This is a genomic window from Janthinobacterium algoris (assembly GCF_051380935.1).
Lineage (GTDB): Bacteria > Pseudomonadota > Gammaproteobacteria > Burkholderiales > Burkholderiaceae_D > Janthinobacterium.
In genome coordinates, this window is sequence record NZ_JBNYXZ010000026.1 from 58,174 (window position 1) to 73,922 (window position 15,749).

19 protein-coding genes are annotated in these 15,749 nt (G+C 45.4%); 2 read left to right on the plus strand and 17 right to left on the minus strand.

Annotated features, from left to right (window positions below):
• Both ACQ4W7_RS26970 and ACQ4W7_RS26975 read left to right on the plus strand, forming a co-directional pair.
• Window positions 1-240, plus strand: a 240-nt coding sequence (locus ACQ4W7_RS26970) for a hypothetical protein (protein WP_436534693.1), incomplete at its 5' end; no start/stop codon positions are given.
• Complete coding sequence (locus tag ACQ4W7_RS26975) at window positions 241-621, plus strand: hypothetical protein (protein ID WP_436534695.1); 381 nt, start codon at window positions 241-243, stop codon at window positions 619-621.
• Here the strand turns inward: ACQ4W7_RS26975 and ACQ4W7_RS26980 are convergent.
• The 17 genes from ACQ4W7_RS26980 to ACQ4W7_RS27060 all read right to left on the minus strand — a co-directional run bounded on the left by ACQ4W7_RS26980 (window position 614) and on the right by ACQ4W7_RS27060 (window position 15,256).
• A complete protein-coding gene (locus ACQ4W7_RS26980) occupies window positions 614-952 on the minus strand; it encodes a hypothetical protein (RefSeq protein ID WP_436534697.1) in 339 nt (112 codons plus the stop codon). The two genes, ACQ4W7_RS26975 and ACQ4W7_RS26980, sit on opposite strands and share 8 nt — an antisense overlap.
• Before the next feature lie 70 nt (window positions 953-1,022).
• Complete coding sequence (locus ACQ4W7_RS26985) at window positions 1,023-1,505, minus strand: hypothetical protein (protein WP_436534699.1); 483 nt, start codon at window positions 1,503-1,505, stop codon at window positions 1,023-1,025.
• Window positions 1,506-1,686: 181 nt separating this feature from the next.
• Window positions 1,687-2,217, minus strand: coding sequence for a hypothetical protein (locus tag ACQ4W7_RS26990; protein WP_436534701.1), 531 nt, complete (start codon window positions 2,215-2,217; stop codon window positions 1,687-1,689).
• A gap of 172 nt (window positions 2,218-2,389) precedes the next feature.
• Window positions 2,390-2,806, minus strand: a complete 417-nt coding sequence (locus tag ACQ4W7_RS26995; protein ID WP_436534703.1) for a hypothetical protein — start codon at window positions 2,804-2,806, stop codon at window positions 2,390-2,392.
• A gap of 6 nt (window positions 2,807-2,812) precedes the next feature.
• Window positions 2,813-3,109 carry a hypothetical protein gene (locus ACQ4W7_RS27000; RefSeq protein ID WP_436534704.1) on the minus strand — a complete coding sequence of 99 codons (297 nt, stop codon included), beginning with the start codon at window positions 3,107-3,109 and terminating at the stop codon, window positions 2,813-2,815.
• 35 nt (window positions 3,110-3,144) lie between these two features.
• Window positions 3,145-3,672 (minus strand): lytic transglycosylase domain-containing protein, encoded by a 528-nt coding sequence (locus ACQ4W7_RS27005; RefSeq protein ID WP_436534706.1) that lies wholly within the window; start codon window positions 3,670-3,672, stop codon window positions 3,145-3,147.
• 5 nt (window positions 3,673-3,677) lie between these two features.
• Entirely contained in the window at window positions 3,678-4,775 is a 1,098-nt protein-coding gene (locus ACQ4W7_RS27010) for a CAP domain-containing protein (RefSeq protein ID WP_436534708.1), read from the minus strand.
• A 79-nt stretch (window positions 4,776-4,854) separates the two neighbouring features.
• Window positions 4,855-5,112: a hypothetical protein gene (locus ACQ4W7_RS27015; RefSeq protein ID WP_436534710.1), complete on the minus strand. Its 258-nt coding sequence runs from the start codon at window positions 5,110-5,112 to the stop codon at window positions 4,855-4,857.
• A 78-nt stretch (window positions 5,113-5,190) separates the two neighbouring features.
• On the minus strand, window positions 5,191-5,889 hold the full coding sequence (locus ACQ4W7_RS27020) for a hypothetical protein (protein ID WP_436534712.1): 699 nt from the start codon (window positions 5,887-5,889) through the stop codon (window positions 5,191-5,193).
• A complete protein-coding gene (locus tag ACQ4W7_RS27025) occupies window positions 5,877-7,094 on the minus strand; it encodes a hypothetical protein (protein ID WP_436534714.1) in 1,218 nt (405 codons plus the stop codon). Before ACQ4W7_RS27025 ends, ACQ4W7_RS27020 begins: the two co-directional genes overlap by 13 nt.
• 121 nt (window positions 7,095-7,215) lie before the next feature.
• Window positions 7,216-7,809 (minus strand): type 4 pilus major pilin, encoded by a 594-nt coding sequence (locus tag ACQ4W7_RS27030; protein WP_436534716.1) that lies wholly within the window; start codon window positions 7,807-7,809, stop codon window positions 7,216-7,218.
• 42 nt (window positions 7,810-7,851) lie between these two features.
• Complete coding sequence (locus ACQ4W7_RS27035) at window positions 7,852-9,024, minus strand: hypothetical protein (RefSeq protein ID WP_436534718.1); 1,173 nt, start codon at window positions 9,022-9,024, stop codon at window positions 7,852-7,854.
• Between the two features lie 11 nt (window positions 9,025-9,035).
• Window positions 9,036-10,910 carry an ATPase, T2SS/T4P/T4SS family gene (locus ACQ4W7_RS27040; protein WP_436534720.1) on the minus strand — a complete coding sequence of 625 codons (1,875 nt, stop codon included), beginning with the start codon at window positions 10,908-10,910 and terminating at the stop codon, window positions 9,036-9,038.
• 21 nt (window positions 10,911-10,931) lie between these two features.
• Complete coding sequence (locus ACQ4W7_RS27045; RefSeq protein WP_436534722.1) at window positions 10,932-11,600, minus strand: hypothetical protein; 669 nt, start codon at window positions 11,598-11,600, stop codon at window positions 10,932-10,934.
• On the minus strand, window positions 11,590-12,891 hold the full coding sequence (locus ACQ4W7_RS27050) for a hypothetical protein (RefSeq protein ID WP_436534724.1): 1,302 nt from the start codon (window positions 12,889-12,891) through the stop codon (window positions 11,590-11,592). Before ACQ4W7_RS27050 ends, ACQ4W7_RS27045 begins: the two co-directional genes overlap by 11 nt.
• 8 nt (window positions 12,892-12,899) lie before the next feature.
• Window positions 12,900-14,576, minus strand: coding sequence for a type II secretion system protein GspD (locus ACQ4W7_RS27055; RefSeq protein ID WP_436534726.1), 1,677 nt, complete (start codon window positions 14,574-14,576; stop codon window positions 12,900-12,902).
• A gap of 11 nt (window positions 14,577-14,587) precedes the next feature.
• Window positions 14,588-15,256 (minus strand): TcpQ domain-containing protein, encoded by a 669-nt coding sequence (locus ACQ4W7_RS27060; RefSeq protein WP_436534728.1) that lies wholly within the window; start codon window positions 15,254-15,256, stop codon window positions 14,588-14,590.
• Window positions 15,257-15,749: the final 493 nt, after the last annotated feature.

Here is a 15,749-nt window from a genome sequence, read left to right on the forward strand (position 1 = left end):
GCCCACAGCGCTGGCCAGCTGGTCGACGGCGCCACCCGATTTGTGAATGCGGCCGCTGCGCGCTGGTGGCGCTCACGCGCCACCAGCGCCCGCCAGCGCCGCCCCGCCCTGCAGGTTGACACTTTCCACCGCCTCGATGCGCCGCGCCCGCCTGCAGCTGCTGGACGTGTCAGCGGCGCCGACCTGGTGCGCGCTCCCGCGCACCGGCCAGCTGGCCAGCACCGGGGATCTGTTTTGTAAATGTCGCCCTGGGCGGGCGCGTGGCCACCGGCCTGGCCGTCATCAAGCGCAGCGCTCGATCGCCAGCTGCAGCACGTCGCCGCTGCCGGCGCCCACGGCGCTGGTCAGCTGGTCGACGGCGCTACCCGATTTGTGAATGCGGCCGCTGCGCGCCGGGGGCGCTCACGCGCCACCAGCGCCCGCCAGCGCCGCCCCGCCCTGCAGGTTGACACTTTCCACCGCCTCGATGCGCCGGGCCCGCCTGCAGCTGCTGGACGTGCCTGCGGCGCCGACCTGGTGCGCGTTCCCGCGCACCGGCCAGCTCGCCAGCTGGCCAGCACCGTGGAAATAACAAAGCGCTCCATGGGAGCGCTTTGGATTAAGCAATACGCAACTATTTGACCTGACTGCTGCGCGCAAGCATTTGGGCCAGCAATTTCTCGTTTTGAGTTTCGGCCAGACTACAACGAAGCTTGGTGCGGTTTGGCGAGTCGTTCGATACAGCTTCGATCATCTTCTTCTTTGCTGTGTCACACGCATCAAAGCTTTCATAAGCGTGCATCGGCATGAGGAAAGAACCACTGTCAACAACATTACCCCAAGCAATCACAGCATAGAGAATGGTAGCTTCTGCACGGGGTCTAGCGTCGACCGTAGGCTCTGCGGATTGAACTGGTGGAAAGATGCTGCAGAGTACAACCACGGGCCAGAAAGGGAAATTTTTAGATTTCATATAGAAGGTTCGTTGATGCCTTGCTGAACCAATGTTGCAAGGCGAGACAGGTCTTTCAGCATTACCGATGTCAGTTAATGCGTTTAAGCACAATCTCATACTGGCCACTGGTAGTGGCGAAAGATTTCCCCGCTGGCAAATTAATCACCTGACGACCTGATTGGCCTGTAACTGACGGCAGATCGACTTCACAAGCACCTGAACGCAGCTTTCCCATCTTCTCCAGCTGGTCAAGTTGCCACTGGAATTCCACTGTGTCCGAGGACAGGTTTTCGTCGGGAGTCAGATAAATCGCCTTTCCGGTCTGTAAGGTCGCCGTGGTCATACTGGCTGCTGTACTCGATGGATCGCAACCAACAACATAAACTTGCGACTCCATCGAAGACACTGACGCCATGCTACCCGGCATAGCAGCGATAGGACCTTGAACAAGAATAGATGTGCTAGTTTTTATTGTCACTTCGTAATCGCGGGGCTTTACATTTGTGTCGCCAGCAAAGGCGCTCGCAGCGACAAAAGACAAAAACAGGCAGGTGTAGATTTTCGTTTTCATTTTCATTCTCAAATTTTCATCAGGCTAGCCCAACGCTGGCCCCTCTCAATGCCTCATGCCGCATCAAGTGCGGCATGAAGTACAGCTTCAAAGGCAGTTAGGAGTTCCCGTTCCGGCCTAATTTACGCAGTAAATTCGACCGGCGCCGAGCGGTAGCGCTGGCCAAGGTGCACCACTTGCATCAGCGCTCGTATTCGTCGTATCCATCACCACAACCACGCGAACCACCGTATCTCTTGCAGGCGGGTTCCTGCATGAGAGCTTCCAGCCTACTAATCTCGTCCTGGTATGCACGAACAGACGATTGAGCATCTTCATAATCGTCCATTTGCGCAGCGCAGAATTCAGCATGCATCTGCCCATTCATCTGCAGGCATCGACCAATAGCAATCCTCGCGGCCTCTTGCGATGCAACCTGCTCCGCCAACACCGAAGTTAGCCTATCAACCTCTTCACGGATTTCTTCATGGCTTCCATAAAATGGCCTAATGGACGTGTCTTCTTTGTAATTTCCTTTATTTTGATCTGAGCATATTTCCTTGTAGATTCTTCGGAAGGGTTGGCACAACTTGCACGGCCTTGGCAGCGAACAGAAAACAAAGGGGTTGCTAATAAGGCTATTGAACTTCTGCGCCATTGCAACATTTGGCCCCAAAGCTGAAGACAATCCAAAAAGCATTGTTGCAAAAAAAACCTTCTTTGGAATGAGCATAGTATTTTTTCAATGTTATAAAAATCATCAGTACCAGATACTAGGCGGTCATTTTAAGTATACTTAAATTACCCCTATCAAATCCGCTTAGGTATTTTAAAAAAGACGATCTTAAATAGCCCATACATAATGACCTACTTAAAATAGCCATTTCAATGCCCAATAAGCAATATTACCTTACAGACAACAATTCACGTTCAAGACTTGCAATATTGCCTTTTACTCTATTTATGACATCAGGCTCGCTTTTTTTTAAAATCTTTTCGGCCAAAAGTTTTTTTTCGGAATTCAATTCGTCCAACAAAATATTCCGCCTATCAATGTCTCTTTCTTTTTGCGTTTTAGAATCAACAACCGGAAATTTATCATTTCTTTTTGAAACAGCAACAATTTTCTTTTTGTCGACAACTTTTGAAATGTTCAGCATACTCAATTCCTTTTCGTCTTCCATTTTTTCATTATCAGAAACCGAATCTTTTGGGGAAATATTTGTAAATGTCACATGCCCGCTTATTGGATCAGTACGCTTAAATATTTCTGCACCACAGGAAAATGGAAAACACAAAAACAATACATAAATAATTTTCATAATAAATCACCAAAACAATTCATCAACATAGCGCTGTTTTTTAATGTCTTTATTCGTCACATCAAAATTCACGCATGCGGCATTCTTATCCAATTCACCCCGATTAACCGCCCGCCGCGCCATACGGGTTCGCTTGCTTTTTGACAAGACCCCCTGACTTTTATGACCGCGCTTCGTACGGAACAGCCAATAGCATATTCCGGCAATAATCATTATTGTGATGAGTCCACTTACATCTACAATTTTCAAAGCCAATGGTGCCAAAATCACAACCGCCAGAAATTTAAAAATTACAGATAACATAAATCCTCCTGAAAGTTTAGCGCGCTAAAGTATCCTCACTTTTTAGCGCGGATTGCCGCCTTAACAATATTTTGCACATAACCATGAGAAAATCCCGTAGTGAAATTTCCACTATAGTAGCAAGATAAGGCGTACTGAATATTTTCTTGCTCAGACCCTTTCATGCGAGCACTCGCTCTTTCAAAACATTCTTTCAGTATTTTTGAACCTGCCCCCATATTAACACAAGGATCAAATACGGTCTCTATCGTCAGATCGTATTTTTCAAAGTTATAACGATTTACCTGCGTAATTCCGGCGCTAAAATTTATACCTCTTTTCAAAAGCATTTGAACAGTCGAAACCGCCTCAGATAGTGTTTTTGGTTGCTTGGTCAAATGACCGCCAACAATACCTATCGCGTAAGGATTGAAAGAAGACTCAACACTCACAAGGTAGTGAAGAGTCTTATGATTAACAGCTGGCGCGCATCTCAACGCCATTTGCTCAAACTCAATATGATCCAAAATACTTCCCTTAAAAAAAGCCGCACGATAAATCGAAACGGCTTTTATAAAAATCACAGTTCTTACAGACTAGGATTGCAACCGTGAATCATTTTTGTATTTATTTTGCCAGTCGTAAATGACCAGTTTTTTTCAATCGGCGTACCATCGACCGAACCCGAAAAGTGAACAGCATATGTAGTGTCCAACTTCAACGGCTTGTATGACATAATATAAGCCGAATTGGCACGGGCCTGACTTGGGTTAACGTCGGTGGCAGCTGTAGACAACTGAACGCTTACAGAAGATCCAGTGGCGCTCTCCGTCAATGTAAAGGCCGTCGTATTCAAGACCAATCCATTTCGTACCTGTATTGAAACAGGGTAGCCAGCGCACGTGCCAGCATTGACTGGAATAGGATTTGGCGTTTCGCCAGCAAAGCCATACATTACGTTCACAGCCTGATCTTGAGGCCATATACCAATCCACGTCTTGGACGGCAATTGCACTTTTTGAGATTGCGCGACAGCTAAATTAAATACAAATGTGTGATTTACGCCTCCCTCTCCTGGGAAACGCGCACTGACATCTGCGATGCCAATATCACGGCTGCCATCGAGCAAGCCAAACCGATGATATGGCCCCGACATTAAAGCATCGATAGCCACACTACCCGGATCGCTTTGCGTTCCATCAACAGAGATAAAAGTTATAATTACTTCACCAGTCGAAGATGCCGCATAGCCTGCATACGCTATACGATCCGCTGGATTTACGCCAGTATAACCGGGCTTGCTTGCGTCTTCGATATGCCCGACCGTTGTAAAATCCAGCGCTCCCCAGCGAGCTGACACATACTGAGCATGATTGTTGGCTGCAATATCCAACTTCGCATTTTGGCTAAATAAGCCCACGCCATACGCTGAGCGAACTTTGTTTAGCGTCGAGAACGCTGATGCCATGCCGGAACCTGGACCATACAAAGCATCGTTCACCGCCAGTTGAAGAACATTTTCGTCAACTGGCGGCACTACTGGCGGCACTACCACAACAGGAGGAACCACAGGATTCACCGGACCGACCTCACCACCGCCGCCGCCGCCGCCGCCGCCGCCGCCGCCGCATGCAGTCAGAAAAGCAGCGGTGGTAAGGATCACACTTGCACGAAGATTGATTTTCATTTTTTTCCTCTAATGATTTATAAATTTGTTGCCACAGATAAACATTATACACAATAAGTTGAGTGTATCAACTTATTTTTTAATCGTTTTTCCATGATTTTGCCAAATAATCAATCACCTCGCCCAGGCTTCCCAAACCAATTTCTTGCTTGATGATTTGAAGAGTGGCTTTTGTATCTTCGGTAACAAATGTCTTGATTTCTAAAAGTCCAGCATCAATCTTTTGTTGACGAATTTTCTTTGCTGACCGCCGCTCAATCTCGGATCGAGTATCACCACTTGGTACGGGGCCACGCTTAGCTTTACTCAAAGAATCCTCATGTTTTTTATAAGACATTATTTCCTCACTTGTCTATCTTTATAACATAAAAAGTTTACGCCATCAAATTAGGTACTGATTTAAATAAAGACCACATCAGTATTCAATACATGGAGAATTGAAGTCCCGTACACCCCCTGAGCAATCACAAGTTCCAACATTTTGTGATGGAGCCGAATAAAAGCCAGACACTTGTTTTTTCTGTGGGTCATTTGTTTTCCAGCACCATTGATACCAATTTCTTATTAATCCACCACAAGTTTCAGCATCCCTGACTTCGGTTGTGCAACTTAATTCAGGAACTTCCGGCTCTGGTAACGTGCATGTTGGATAATTATTTGCACCATTAGCGCAAGTTGGAAAAGCGTTACATACTGGATAATTTGTCGCACCATTTGCGCAGGTAGGGAATGCATTACATACAGGATAATTGGTCGCACCATTTTGACAAACAGGAGGGGCAACACACGAAGGATTTCCCAATGTATCATGCTCAAGAATTTCTCCCCCAGTACAGGTAGGATCAATATTTACGCAATGGGCTATACCACTCCCAGCCACACTCCACTTTTTACCAACAGGACAACTTGGTGGAGTCGGCCCAGAAAAACAAGAATCAATCGCAATTCCTTTCTCACAATCACGCTGAAATTGTTCCGAACTTCGATTATCACCTGGCCTTTGAATAAATTGCCCGGCATTTGCGTAAGCAATTGAAAAAACAAACAAACAAACAAATGAAACATATAAATATTTAAAAATTTTTCTCATAATTAACCCTATTAATAACTGCATTCCAAATTTAATACCTGAGTCAAATCATGGTTATTTCCAGACTCAATATTGTTTTCATCGTCTTTTAGTTTTATAGAAACCGCCCATGCGTAGCCCAAGTCCGCCGTCGATACGTCCATAGATGCCATAGGTGGCGCGGTAGTTAAATTAACCGAGGTCTGCACAATACTAAACGATCTATCCGCTGTACCACCTGAATCACATGCAATCTTATTTACTATGTCTCCATCACGGACAGGCACGCGCTTCATCAAAATAGTCCTAGCCATAAAACTCAGCAACTTTTTGTATTTACCATCTTTACAAATTAGTTGCTCCCCAGTTCCTATGTTCGATGCTAACTTTCCTTCCTGATTACAATTTTCTCCTAAACCTGCCCACTCACCCATCGATTGCCATTTCTTGCCAATACAGATTGCGGCTCCAGCAATCCCGCTACCGATGGAATTTTCGACCTCACAAGTGGAACCCAACACTTTTGAATCTGTAGCAAATTCTCTCGCTGTGCTGGTTTTAGCAACGGTAAGTGGACCGAGAAGCTTTGGATCGCGGGTATCGTTTAAGCGAACGAAGTTGGTCAAGCCACTGGAGCCAAAGCCAAACCGCGCCAGAACAATTCCGGGAGGATTTCCAGAAACCGGATTAGGTATTCCGCAATCACCCCCGCCCCCGATCATGACTGCGGGATTAGATAAAATGCTCATGCAACCTTTATTTCCCAACTTGGCCAGCATTGTATTAAGTGCAGGGCCATCTACATCAAGCTTTTCGCCGCCTTGTATAGGCTGATCTATATAGACATATCCAACAAGGCCACATTTTGTGCTATCAGGCACCTGACACCCTTCAGGGACTCGGGAAATTTTGAAAATGTAGTTACCGGGAATTTGCCCACGACTATACAAAGATCCGGCATTAAATCCCTTTGTAAGATAGTTCATATCAAGCAGGTCTTTCACAAGAGGTGCATAAGTTTGCCCTTGATCCGAACCCGGATTTAACGAGGCAGCACCATGTATCACCTCTATGCCACTTTGAAGCGCCGTAAAGTTCTCCTGGAGATATGTGTCACCAGCTGCGGCAAGCTCGGCTAGAGCATCACCTTGCATCGATGCGAAGCTCAACCGCTGGGCGAACGCTTTCGCATTCAAATTTGCAGCAGCCATTATTGACATCAATATTAGAGCAATGGAAAGATCCAACATGGCAAAGCCATCCTGCCCTCTTTTAACCAGATGATGTTTCCGCCTGTTATGCATAATTACTCCAAAAAAAATTGCCGGCGAGTGCAATCGCACTTCGCCGGCCAGCCATCATGATTTCAATTTAGGTAGTCGAGCCTGTACGGCCGAAATCCCAAACAATCGTGACGGGCGCAGCGACGTCACATGCAGTCGACAAGCTTGCCGTATTAAGGGCGCCGTCGAGTGCTTTAACAGTCGTAGCGCCGACAATGACTTGCCGTGCGAGCCGATAAGTACCCATTACGATATCGCCGCACTGCGAAGTAGGAACCAAGCCCCAGGACAGGGACGCGGCATCGTTGGTAGCGGTCAGTGTCTTAGGCACGGTGGTAACAGCGCCGCCATACACGTTGGAGGCGGTCCCTGTACCGACGTTGCGCTGATCAACTGGAATCCACTCCATGCGAACCGCCATGTCCGTGGTCAACTCCTCGTAGCGATTATTCGCCCCCAGGGATGCCTGCAAATTACCTGCTGTGGCAGCGACTTTAGACACAGCAACACTAATATCATTTTTGCGGGAATTATCCCGTGCATTTTTGAAAATAGCGATTGCCGCAATTGCCAACAGAACCGCCGCGATGCTGTATGCAATCATTGCGTCACCAGCCTGCTTACGACGGGATGGGGTGAAAGCGGAAACTTTGGCCATCAAATTACTGCGTACTTTTTTCATAATATCCTCTGATTAAAATAGTAAAAATAGAAAACAAAAAATTCACTTCATGTTGCTTACTTTATCCAATCTCCTTTGTTCAATTTTTGAAGGCGACATTTCATCCTGCATGCTCATAGTGATACTTTGTTGACCCAAATATAAAAATAGTGTCATGCTGATAGTCAGGGTAATAAAAATAAATTTTACAATAACAGCGTTCTTTTCTACCTCTTCCCGAATATACACAGTTCCTGATGTGCCTGCGGTAATCAAAACGTCTTCATACTTACTGCTTGTACGAGCCACTGTTGCGAATCGAGCGGCAACCTGTGGCGACAAAATACCGCTTGTGAATGCCGCGGCCACTTCTAGGGGAGAATCATCAATATAATACAAGATCCGTTTTATATGAAACTCCAAATATGGACTAGAATTTTCAGCAACAATTACCAATGCATCCCGCAAAGTTTTTCCCATTTTCAATAAAACCGACAGTGAAGACAAAACCATCAGCGCTTGAAAATCACGATATATTGACAATGGAAGCAAAATAGGAATAATAGGAGAAAGCCAAACAGCAATGCTTGGATTTACACGTTCAAGATAAAACCTTGATTTCCCGCACCAGCGGGGCAATGCATAAACAAATGTTCCAATACTGATTACAATCACTCCCAATCCGGTGGCGCCGTAAAAACGCACAAGGTTTGCAAACCAACGAACAGCGCTATTCAAAGGTGTCCACACTTCTTCCGGGGCAATATTTTCAACGATCGGGATTATCTCGTTACTCAGCACATAACAAAGTGTTCCTAACCCCAATCCCAACATTCCAGGTAAAACCATAGCGCTCTTTAGTTCGCTCTTCGCCGTATCTTGTTCCTGGATAACTTTACAAAGTTCCTCAATTACAATAACCAAGGATTCTGATACTAATCCATCAGCAGCAGCCAGCAACATTCTATCTCCTGCCGGCATAGAAAGACCAATTATCCTACTTGGCAACGTTTCATCACCATCAAGTGCGCGTCGTAGCATAACCTTCAAAACGTAAGCACGCGACCTGTTCCGCGTTTGCTTATTCATTGATATTTCATATTCGCCACGTAAAAAATCAACCAACAATTCATTACCAATGATTGACCTTTTCCAGTCCGAATAGAATTCAGTTCTTTTTTTCCTGAAGAAAAATGTAGCAACCGATTCAACCAGACTATTTAAATAATATTTCATTTAATTTTCGATTAGATTTTATATAGACCAACGGGTTTGCTCACAACGTTCGTTACTTCATCGTCCAAAACATCGAAGGATCGAAAACTATCAAACCTTAAACATGACCTGGGATCAACCAGCCCGCACTGAGCTTTATACAAGGTATGTTCAAAGACAGTTTTTCCATCCATGTTATCAGTATCAAAACGACCATCTGAAAAAGTTCGATAATACTGATCTGCCTCGTGAGACTTACCAGCTGCGGTGAGACTGATCCATGTTCTATCTGGTATTAAAAATTCACCCACCCCTGTACGACCTTTTGTCCCACGATTATTACAATGCTCACAACCGCCAGCACGTTTAAATCTAAATTTATTTCTAGGCAGCTTAAACTTAACTTCAATGCATTCCAACATTTCATTTATTTCCTGCACCGCATCGGCAATACTCCAAAGATCAGAATCTATATCTGCGGAGAATGAAATTTTATCATGCAAATGTGTTTCATTGCCTTTTATTGAGCATATTTCACATACCTTTGGAACCAAAGCCAAATATGATAAGAGTGAAATAAATTTAGGATGCGTTAGAACTGAAATATCAATCCCCATGCTTTTATCCGTCAATCTAGGAATAATTCCACTCACGTGATTGGCATGCAATGTGCAAATAGCGAAACTACCAGTCTTTACAACCTGCTCGATTCCTGACGCACTTGCACGATCGCGTACTTCACCGAGCCCAACGCCATCTGGATCTGAACGAACTACAGCTGATACGAACTCGGTGTACTTTCTATCAGATTCTTTTTGATTACCCACGTTACGCTGCATGGCGTATTGATGCGTACCTTTCAGTTTATTTTCGACAGGATCTTCTGCTACGATAAAAGCGGCTGTCCCGTTCTTAGGGTGAGTCTCAATAAAGGTTCTTTGCAGGGATGATTTTCCCGAATTCGTCACCCCCGCAATAACAATTAGGCCAGATGATTTATTGGCCACTTCTCTTAGTATCCGAATTTGAGATTTTTCAAATCCTTGTTGAGAATAGGACATTGCTGGATCATCGACATTAATAAGACGACAGACAACCTTTGCACCAAATGCGCCTTGCATGCTTTGAAACCGCAGAGAAATATTATTACCATCCACCGTTTGTGGCTTGAACATCGAATAGATATCGCCACTTTCACTAAATATTGGATCGCTGTTAGATTTGTCTACCGTCATTTCGCTATATGCCCACGTAATAGCTTGCACTGCTGCTGTCGTCGTATAAGTCCCCATATGAGAATCAGGTAAGGCCTCAAGCGAACCGTCAACACGTATTTGCACTTGTGTCTGATTACCGAGAGATTGAATATGTATATCACTTGATTTTTGACGCGCAGCAATATTAATCCATGACTCCCACAATTTTTTTGATTCTGAATGTCCGCTATTGCTTTCGTTATTTCCGCCACGCTTTTTATAATCCGCAACTAAATCACGGATGACCGACTCACTACAGCTCACCACGTTTGATGAAACTGAATAGCCTTTCGCAACCAAAGTTGTCTTCAACTCTGATAGACAATCCTGAATTTCAACTATATTGCTCTCATTCGTGTAAAACAGATAAGCATTTTTTGACCCTGTTTCGAGGGCCATAATATTGAATTCCAGTCGCTCTGGTAGCTGATAAACGCACTTTGAGCCGCTTGCCGTAAGGATACTGGTGTAGTCACCCTTGATATACTTACCGATTTGCCCGATGTTCTTAATGGTTGGGCCGTCTTCATTCGCAGCTGGAGCATTGGATAGCCCCGTCAATTCGGATGAATTCTTTAGCGCGCTAAAGTCTTTTTTACCAATCAGCAAAGTATCATCTTTTTTCTGACTGAATTTCCACCAGGTAAACATAATTTAATTCCGAAGGAAGTATTACAAATAGTCGCCGACACGCAAAACTTTGCTTGCTGGAGTAAACATCTTTTCCTTTTTCTTTTTCTTTCCTGACTCTATTACTTGCCTGGCCGTCTCAGTAAGGAATACTTTACCGTCCTCTATCTTTACAATCTGCCAGTTCTGAAATGATTCACCAGCCCTGATCGTTGCACGCCGCCCTGCCCCCATCCGCAGCTCGGCAATCTCGGCTCCTCGCATACCCATCACATAGGCCAGGTACGGCCGGATAGGCGCTTCCGAGACGGGTTTTGCCTTCTTCATATCCTTGTCCAGAACAACGCTGATTGCCGAATCAGGTTTCAGTTCTGGCACGACCTGACGTTGTTCTTGAAGCAGAACGACGGAACCCTTATTTCCGATTTTTTTCAAAGTCTCCGCTTCCAATGATTTGGCTTGGATAGCAGATTGTTCGGAAATGGAAACTGGAACCGGGGCCGCAGCAGGAGGGGCAGACGCTACAGGCGCACTTGCTGCAGGTGCAGATGCAACCGCTGGACCTGACGCGGCAGGTGCTGTTTTTGAAAGTGCAGCAGCCAGTTTTGCGGCCGCTGACTGTGGCTTATTGTTTTCTAGGATGGATTGTGCCGAAACGTGTGTAAATGCTGTAACCGCAATCGCCATGAATATGATTTTCTTATCGAACATAAGTGTTACCTTTAAGTAGTATTGTCAATCTCTTTTCAAGATCAGTTGGGGAATATTTCAAGGTAAAAGATTCCCACCACACGGCTTGAGGTGTTTCCATAATCAACTCACCAGCCAAATGCAAAGGAACGATAACTTCAATTGGCCTAGCTTTTAATGTAATTGATTTAGGTAAACGGCCAATATCACCCATGACCGGTTTTGGCCATGTTTTGAAGTCGTCTATTTTGTTTGACTGAGTAACCTGAATTCCTGCATTCTTCCAATCTTGATAACGATTGACATAATTAATATAAGCCTCTTCCATCAATGGTGCGGCTTCTATATTCTTTATTCCACTTTTCACCAATGGGACAGACCTTAAAAGCTTTACCACGTCTTCCGTGCTGTCGACCAATAATTTTTCATCAGGGTGAGCGACCAACAGCATAGCCGTTGTCCCGCCGTTCCGTGACCAGGTAGTAATACATTGGGAGACAGTACAATCGATCCGGGAAAGTAACCAACCACGGCTCCATACATCGCCTGCGGTGAGTATTTTTAATGTATCAATGATAGATTGTCTATCCAGACCAAGTTTATTAATATTCGACAACAACTGTAATTGATATGGCGCTACCGGGTCAGCAGTAGTCTCGCGTTCCTTCGCAATTCTCTTTTCTTCATCAATATGTTTTTGATAATATGATAATCCGGCACCTGCTATACATATACTGATAATCGATGCGACGAGTACAGTAGACACTTTTGGGGGCAAACTAATAAGTCTGGTTGCCTTGGTGCAGACAGCCATAATTTCTTCTGCCGTGATATTGTCATGGCCAGGAAACCCTGCGCTATCATTCGTGAAAATACTATAGTCTTTTTCCCCCATTGCGCCGACAAGCACATCTTGAAGAAGTTTTTTTGATTCAGGTTCTGTCTTAATTTCGTCGGCTACAGGAATACCATTATGAATTACGATAAAGGCATATTTCGCCTTATCAAATTTCAGCAGCAGCACCATATTTCTGTGCTGCGGGTTCTTCCTAACAAATGCAACCGCCAAAGAATGTAAATTTTTCGCCTTCTCAGGTATCAGCATGTTTTTAACATACATACCAACGCTTGAATTCAACGAGTTCCCATTATCCACCGAATGAATAACGATTTTCTGTGCATCCGTCAGATTAGCTTTATCTCTAACGTCCTTTGTGATGCGACCTTTTCCTGTGTAATTACGCAGGTTCGCCCATTTCATTCCTGCAACTAGGCCGTTTCGTCCGTCCTTATAAACAATTTCTGTACGCATATTGAACCCTACAAAACAACGGGACGAACAAAAATTATGAAATGCTCACGTATCACGCCGACCTTTCGCGACCCGCCGAAAATTATTGGCGTGTCATCAGATAATGAACGTTTATCACCAGTTGAAATTTCGCGGGACAATCCAGAAATAGCCATCACTTCACCTGGTTTAATCAGTAAGGCAGACTGGTCACTTGTGGCGGAAACTTTCGTTGTCTGAACTTTTTGTTGATTTTGACCGACGCCTGATGTTTGATCAGTGAGGCCCAAAAGGTCTGAAAGAGTAATACCCAGCTTCAGGAATATATTATTATTATTTTGGATTTGCACCATTACTTGATAAGTATCACCTGTCGTAATCTTATCAGTTTTGATACCTGGTACACCTGCACCACCATTTGCCGATGATACGCCAGGGGTCGTTTCAGAAATGTAGCTTTCGGTATTGAGCTGGGTTTTTCTTGCCCACTGCCCATTCAATGCAACCATTGGTACGGTTCGGTGCGTCACAGTAGTGCCATTTTCCCGCAACATATTCAGGAAAACAGATGTATTAGCAAGACGCTGACTGGTATCGCTGTTACCCTTTAAGATTGTTGATCCGATGCTGCCGGCCATGTTGCTCGTTAATGACTGCGGCGACCCAATATTTACGCCGTAGACATTCGACAACGCATTAAATACAACATTCCAATTAGCGCCCCTTTCATCGGCATCATTTACCTTCATCGAATATATATCGAACTGCACCAATGCTTGTTTTTGCATTGTCGCATTTTCACCTGCAATAACATCGCGGATCTGCGCCTGCATTTCCCGTGTTGTTTTCACAATCAACTTGCGCGATCCATCAGCACGCGTTACCGTTGATCCAGGTATATCCGCCACCATTTTTATTATGGTGGCTTCGATGGCCGCAAATGGATCGCTTGCACCCGACTCTTTGACAAACAGTTTAGTTTCCGCCGATTGCTTTCCGTCAGTGCTTCCTTCGGTGCTTTGACCACCACTCATTTCAAAGCTGCTTCTGCCCATGATTGTTGATATTTCATGTGCTTCGGTAACGAAGCGCATGATGACAACAGCATTGTCTCGATACTCCCATGCCAGGCCAAGGCGATCAGTAAGGTTGTTCAAAAACCCTACCAGCGGGCCTTTGTAGCGCAAATCGGCTAAATCGATACTGATACTGCTATTTTGCTGAACAGGCGCACCAGGGCCGGAAATAGGTTTACCGGTATTGGATTTAGCGTCATTAATGCTCCACGAAGAAACATCGGGCTGAATACGCACCAGCAATCCGGTAGAGTTGAAAATACGATTTGCAATCGTCGATAACGTTACTGATCGCCCGGCATCCCGATCATCGCTATAATTCGAAAATTCCTGCCTGAATATTGATGGCAATTTGTCGTCATTCGTTACTGGCACCATCTGCGAGCCAATATAGGTCGACTTGGAAAACCGCATTACTGGTTTTCTCAGCTGTTCCGCAGCCAATGCATCGGCATTTTGCGCTGATGTACGAACTTTGCTATTCATCGCCGCTTGATCTACTTTGGAATTCATTATTGATACAGGTTTCAATGCATCATTTTGAATATCCATGGCATTTTTTACGATGGTTGGTGAAGTACAACCAACAAATGCCACCGAACATGCGGCAGCTAAAATTTTCAATTTCATTGTTGTCCTATTTATTTGATGTCCGGGCACGCTTCAGTTTGTTCACCGCGCTTGGTGACTCGAAGGAGTGGAGGTGAATTTGGATACAAGCAGGATTCCAGTGGATACGCGCTTAAACTGATTGCAGGCGTGCTTAATGCCTGTTCTACAGCGTCAAGAAATGTGCCGGTATACGTTGGTGTGGCGTCGATCAACACATGCTTACCAGCATCCCACAAGACCTTATAGCTGGGGCTATTGCTACCAGGTTCGCTTGCTTCTTTCGCCCAGCGCTCAAAGGTTGCCGACAGCCGAACATCACTAACCCGCACTTCCCACTTGCGAACGCTTGGCAAAGCTACTGCCGGTGCTGCCGACTTAGCTGGTTGTGTCGCTATTGGGGGTGAAGCCTGGGCGCTTGGCCCGGCTGGTGTAACAGCGCTTGTTTTCACAAGTTGCTCGCCGTCGTCAAGAGACTGAGCCAGCGCCAAATCAGTTGATTTGACACGTGCGACCTTCTTGACCAGTGGCGTGAGTTCGCGTTCTACAACACGTGGATTTTTTGGTGGAACAGTGGGCGGCTCCTGTTTCATCCATGCGCAGCCAGGTAGAGTCGCAGTTGAGATTAAGAAAATCAGTAGTTTTTTTTGCATTTTATGTAAGTAATTCACTAAAAAAGTATTGAAGAATGTTATTGCCACAGCGCAAAAATGTCAACGAATACATACCGATTCATTTCTCATTTGTAAAAATCGTTGGCATTTTACCCTTGCTTTTGTAGCCCAAAAGAAATAGAGGTTATTTCAATGAAATATTGGTTGCGAGATAACCAGCAATGAACATTTTCAAATAAGGGTAAAAGCACGAACATGGCAAAAGTTGCTTCAAATGCAAATAAAGGGTAAAAGCACGAACTTTGCCGATTACAGAAAAGACATGGCGCCGGAACCGGATCGATCAAACAAGGGTAAATGCACGAAAATTTGACTCCGATACATCGAAGATTTCCTGTATCTCTATAGCGGAAACCAGCTATGCGCCACCAGCGCCCGCCAGCGCCGCCCCGCCCTGCGGGTTGACACTTTCCACCGCCTCGATGCGCCGCGCCCGCCTGCAGCTGCTGGACGCGCCAGCGGCGCCGACCTGGTGCGCGCTCTCGCGCACCGGCCAGCTGGCCAGCAACGGGGATCTGTT